The 4,065-nt window shown below is 61.4% G+C and carries 4 protein-coding genes and 1 pseudogene; 1 reads left to right on the top strand and 4 read right to left on the bottom strand.

What is annotated here, in order from left to right:
- The first annotated feature begins 204 nt into the window (after window positions 1-204).
- Window positions 205-627: a tellurite resistance TerB family protein gene (locus WBB85_RS17345; RefSeq protein WP_432639849.1), complete on the top strand. Its 423-nt coding sequence runs from the start codon at window positions 205-207 to the stop codon at window positions 625-627.
- 180 nt (window positions 628-807) lie between these two features.
- On the opposite strand, the gene WBB85_RS17340 is transcribed toward WBB85_RS17345, so the two are convergent.
- The 4 genes and pseudogenes from WBB85_RS17340 to WBB85_RS17325 form a co-directional block, all read right to left on the bottom strand.
- Window positions 808-1,206 (bottom strand): F0F1 ATP synthase subunit epsilon, encoded by a 399-nt coding sequence (locus WBB85_RS17340; RefSeq protein ID WP_432639848.1) that lies wholly within the window; start codon window positions 1,204-1,206, stop codon window positions 808-810.
- Window positions 1,207-1,215: 9 nt separating this feature from the next.
- The gene (atpD, locus tag WBB85_RS17335; RefSeq protein ID WP_432639847.1) at window positions 1,216-2,658 is read right to left on the bottom strand and encodes a F0F1 ATP synthase subunit beta; all 1,443 of its coding nucleotides are present in this window, start codon (window positions 2,656-2,658) and stop codon (window positions 1,216-1,218) included.
- Between the two features lie 18 nt (window positions 2,659-2,676).
- Window positions 2,677-3,552, bottom strand: coding sequence for a F0F1 ATP synthase subunit gamma (locus WBB85_RS17330; RefSeq protein ID WP_432639846.1), 876 nt, complete (start codon window positions 3,550-3,552; stop codon window positions 2,677-2,679).
- Window positions 3,553-3,573: 21 nt separating this feature from the next.
- A pseudogene (locus tag WBB85_RS17325) lies at window positions 3,574-4,065 on the bottom strand (F0F1 ATP synthase subunit alpha); the annotation flags it as partial.

Genomic DNA, 4,065 nt, shown 5'->3' with positions numbered 1-4,065 from the left:
TCGGGCGGTGCCTTCTCATAGCGTTTCAGCACGCGGCGCGCTTCCTCAAAAGGCCAGGCTTTGGAGTTCATCGCAGCATCGCGCAGAGAAGACATGATACATATTCCCGAAAGGATGGCGCCCCATGCGCCACAAGGTCCGGTTCCTATTGAACGAGGGGCGGAACGTCAATAATTTGCCCTGCAAAGCATAAAGGACAAGACAGTGACCCATACCCTCCCCGCCTTCACGACCCAGGACGCGCTTGTTGCGATCATGGTCACCGTCTCGGTTTCGGACGAAACCATTCGCACATCAGAGCTTGTGGCAATCGAGCGTCAGGTCAACCACCTGCCGATCTTCGCCGACTACGACCTCGACGACGCAAAGGAGGTTGCCGAGACTGTCTACAAGCTCATGGAAGAGGATGACGGCCTCGATACGCTCTTCGTCATGGTCAAGGAAGCACTGCCCGACCGCCTGTGGGAAACCGCCTATGCTCTGGCCTGCGATGTTGCGGCCGCCGACGGCACCATCCGTCAGGGTGAATTGCGGCTCCTGGAAGAAATCCGCCACGAACTCACGATCGACCGCCTCCACGCTGCCGCCATCGAGCGCGGGGCAAGGGCGCGGCACATGACGCTCTGACCCGTCTCCTTCAAAAGTAAGGTGGGTTTAAACCCACCTTACAAACAGGTCACGTTGGGAGACACCAGAGATGACCATCGCTTAAACAACACTTCGGTAAGGTGGGTTTAAACCCACCTTACTGTAACCAAAAAAGGGCGGCCGTGACGGCCGCCCTTTTTACTATTCCTTTTCAAAACCTTAGAGGCCGAGCGCACCTTTCAGCGTCTGAAGGTCGGCCACCAGTTTGTTGGCGGCATCCTTGCCATCCGCCGGGGCTTCGCCCGCTTCCGAGGTCGCATCGGCGATCAGCGTGTCCATGTCGGCCGCTGTCACTTCGCCCTTCGGCATCGCGCGTTCGGCCAGGACCGAAGCACCTGCCGCCGAAATCTCGGCGAAACCGCCCGTTACGGCATAGTCGCTCGTGCCTTCGGCAGAGACGACGGTGAGGATGCCGGGACGCAGCGTGGTGATCAGCGGCGAATGGTCCGGCATCGCCGTCAGGTCGCCATCGGCGCCCGGAATGCGGACCTCGCGCGCCTGAACGGAGGCAAGGCGCCGCTCAGGGGACACAAGGTCGAATTGCATCGTATCGGCCATCTCGCCCCCTTACGCCGCTTCCGCGGCCAGACGCTGCGCCTTGGCTTTCACTTCCTCGATGTCGCCGACCATGTAGAAGGCGGCTTCGGGCAGGTGATCGTACTCGCCCGCGACCACGGCCTTGAAGGACGCGATGGTCTTGTCGAGCGGCACCTGAACGCCGTCGGAACCGGTGAACACCTTCGCCACGTCGAAAGGCTGGCTGAGGAAGCGCTGGATCTTCCGGGCCCGGGCCACGGTCAGCTTGTCCTCTTCCGACAGTTCGTCCATGCCGAGGATGGCGATGATGTCCTGCAGCGACTTGTAGCGCTGAAGGATACCCTGCACGTCACGGGCCACCTGATAATGCTCTTCGCCGACAACGGCCGGATCGAGGATCCGGCTGGTGGAGTCCAGCGGGTCAACGGCCGGGTAGATGCCGAGTTCGGAGATTGCACGCGACAGAACCGTGGTCGCGTCGAGGTGGGCGAACGAGGTTGCCGGTGCCGGGTCGGTAAGGTCGTCGGCCGGAACGTAGATGGCCTGGACGCTCGTGATCGAACCCGCCTTGGTCGAGGTGATGCGTTCCTGCATCGCGCCCATGTCGGTCGCCAGCGTCGGCTGATAACCCACGGCCGAAGGAATACGGCCGAGAAGGGCCGACACTTCCGAACCCGCCTGGGTGAAGCGGAAGATGTTGTCGACGAAGAAGAGAACGTCGGTCCCCGACTGGTCGCGGAACTGCTCGGCCAGCGTCAGACCCGACAGGGCCACACGCATACGCGCTCCCGGGGGCTCGTTCATCTGACCGTAGACAAGGGCCACTTTCGACTTTTCCAGATCGTCCGGGACGATAACGCCGGATTCGATCATCTCGTGGTAAAGGTCGTTGCCCTCACGGGTCCGTTCGCCAACACCGGCGAAGACCGAGAAGCCCGAATGCACCTTGGCGATGTTGTTGATCAGTTCCATGATCAGAACCGTCTTGCCAACGCCCGCACCGCCGAAGAGGCCGATCTTGCCGCCCTTGGAATAGGGTGCCAGCAGGTCGACGACCTTGATGCCGGTGACGAGGATTTCCGAGCTTGTCGCCTGCTCTGCGAAATCCGGGGCAGGCTGGTGGATCGGGCGCTTTTCCTTGGCCTTCACCGGGCCCTTTTCGTCCACCGGCTCGCCGATGACGTTAAGGATACGGCCCAGCGTCTCGTTGCCGACCGGCATCGAGATCGGCTCACCGAGGTCGGTCACGACGGCACCGCGGACAAGACCTTCGGTCGCGTCCATGGCGACGGTGCGCACGGTGTTTTCGCCAAGATGCTGGGCAACTTCCAGAACCAGACGCTTGCCGTTGTTATTGGTTTCGAGCGCGTTCAGAATCGCCGGAAGGTGATCGCCAAACTGCACGTCCACGACGGCGCCGATGACCTGCGTCACCCGGCCGACTGCGGCAGCTGCTTTCGGTGCTTTTGCCATTGAGTTTCTCCGGTTCCCTTAGAGCGCTTCGGCGCCCGAAATGATTTCGATAAGTTCGTTGGTGATCGCGGCCTGGCGCGAGCGGTTGAACTGGATCGTCAGCTTGTCGATCATGTCGCCCGCATTGCGCGTCGCGTTGTCCATCGCGGACATCCGCGCCCCCTGCTCCGACGCACCGTTTTCCAGAAGCGCCGTGAAGACCTGGGTGGCAAGGCCACGCGGCAGAAGATCGGCAAGGATCTCTTCCTCGGACGGCTCATAGTCATAAAGCGTCGAAGCGCCTTCGCCATCCTCGGTGTCGAACTTCGCCGGGATCACCTGCTGCGCTGTCGGGATCTGGCTGATCACCGACTCGAAGCGGTTGAAGAAGATCGTGGCGACGTCGAACTCACCCGCGTCGAAACGATGGATCAGATCGCGCGCGATACCTTGCGCGTTGCTGTAGCCAAGCTTCTTGACCTCGGAGAGGTCGACATGGGCGACAAAATGGCTGCCAAGGTCGCGCTTGAGCTGCTCGCGGCCTTTCTTGCCGACAGTGAGGATCTTCACCGTCTTGCCAGCCTTGATCAGCTCGGCCGCCTTCGCACGGGCCAGCCGCGCGATGGAAGAGTTGAAGCCACCGCAAAGGCCGCGTTCGGCTGTCATCACCACCAGAAGGTGGGTCTGTTCTGCGCCCGTCCCGGCCAGAAGCCGGGGCGCGCTATCCGATCCGCCAACAGATGCGGCAAGGCCAGACATGACTGCATTCATCCGCTCGGCATAGGGCCGGGCAGCTTCGGCAGCTTCCTGGGCACGGCGGAGCTTGGCCGCCGCGACCATTTGCATGGCCTTGGTGATCTTCCGCGTCGATTTGACGCTTTCGATCCTGTTTTTCAGGTCCTTAAGGCTGGGCATATCCCTGTTCCCTCCCCCCGCTTACGCGAAGGTCTTGGCGAATTCGTCGATAGCCGCCCGAAGCTTGTCCTCGGTCTCACCCTTGATCTTCGGATCGTCCTTGGTGATCCAATCGAGGATGTCCTTGCGGTTGCTACGCAGGTACTTGATCAGATCGCGCTCGAAGCGGCCGACATCCTTCACGGCGAGCTTGTCGAGGAAGCCCTTGATGCCTGCGAAGATAACGCAGACGATTTCTGCGTTGGTCAGCGGTGCGTATTGCGACTGCTTCATCAGCTCGGTCAGACGCGCACCACGGTTCAGCAGGCGCTGGGTCGCGGCATCAAGGTCGGACCCGAACTGGGCAAAGGCCGCCATTTCGCGGTACTGCGCCAGTTCCAGCTTGACCGAACCCGCAACCGATTTCATCGCGTTGGTCTGGGCGGAAGAGCCCACGCGGCTGACCGACAGACCGGTGTTCACGGCCGGGCGGATACCCTGATAGAACAGTTCCGTTTCAAGGAAGATCTGACC

The sequence above is a fragment of the Albidovulum sp. genome, assembly GCF_049646345.1.
GTDB lineage: Bacteria > Pseudomonadota > Alphaproteobacteria > Rhodobacterales > Rhodobacteraceae > Albidovulum.
This window is presented reverse-complemented; position numbering and strand designations above follow the sequence as displayed.

Excerpts from the sequence above, each read along its gene's own strand:
- WBB85_RS17340 (WP_432639848.1), bottom strand. The coding sequence starts at position 1,206 with ATGGCCGATACGATGCAATTCGACCTTGTGTCCCCTGAGCGGCGCCTT.
- atpD (WP_432639847.1), bottom strand. The coding sequence starts at position 2,658 with ATGGCAAAAGCACCGAAAGCAGCTGCCGCAGTCGGCCGGGTGACGCAG.
- WBB85_RS17330 (WP_432639846.1), bottom strand. The coding sequence starts at position 3,552 with ATGCCCAGCCTTAAGGACCTGAAAAACAGGATCGAAAGCGTCAAATCG.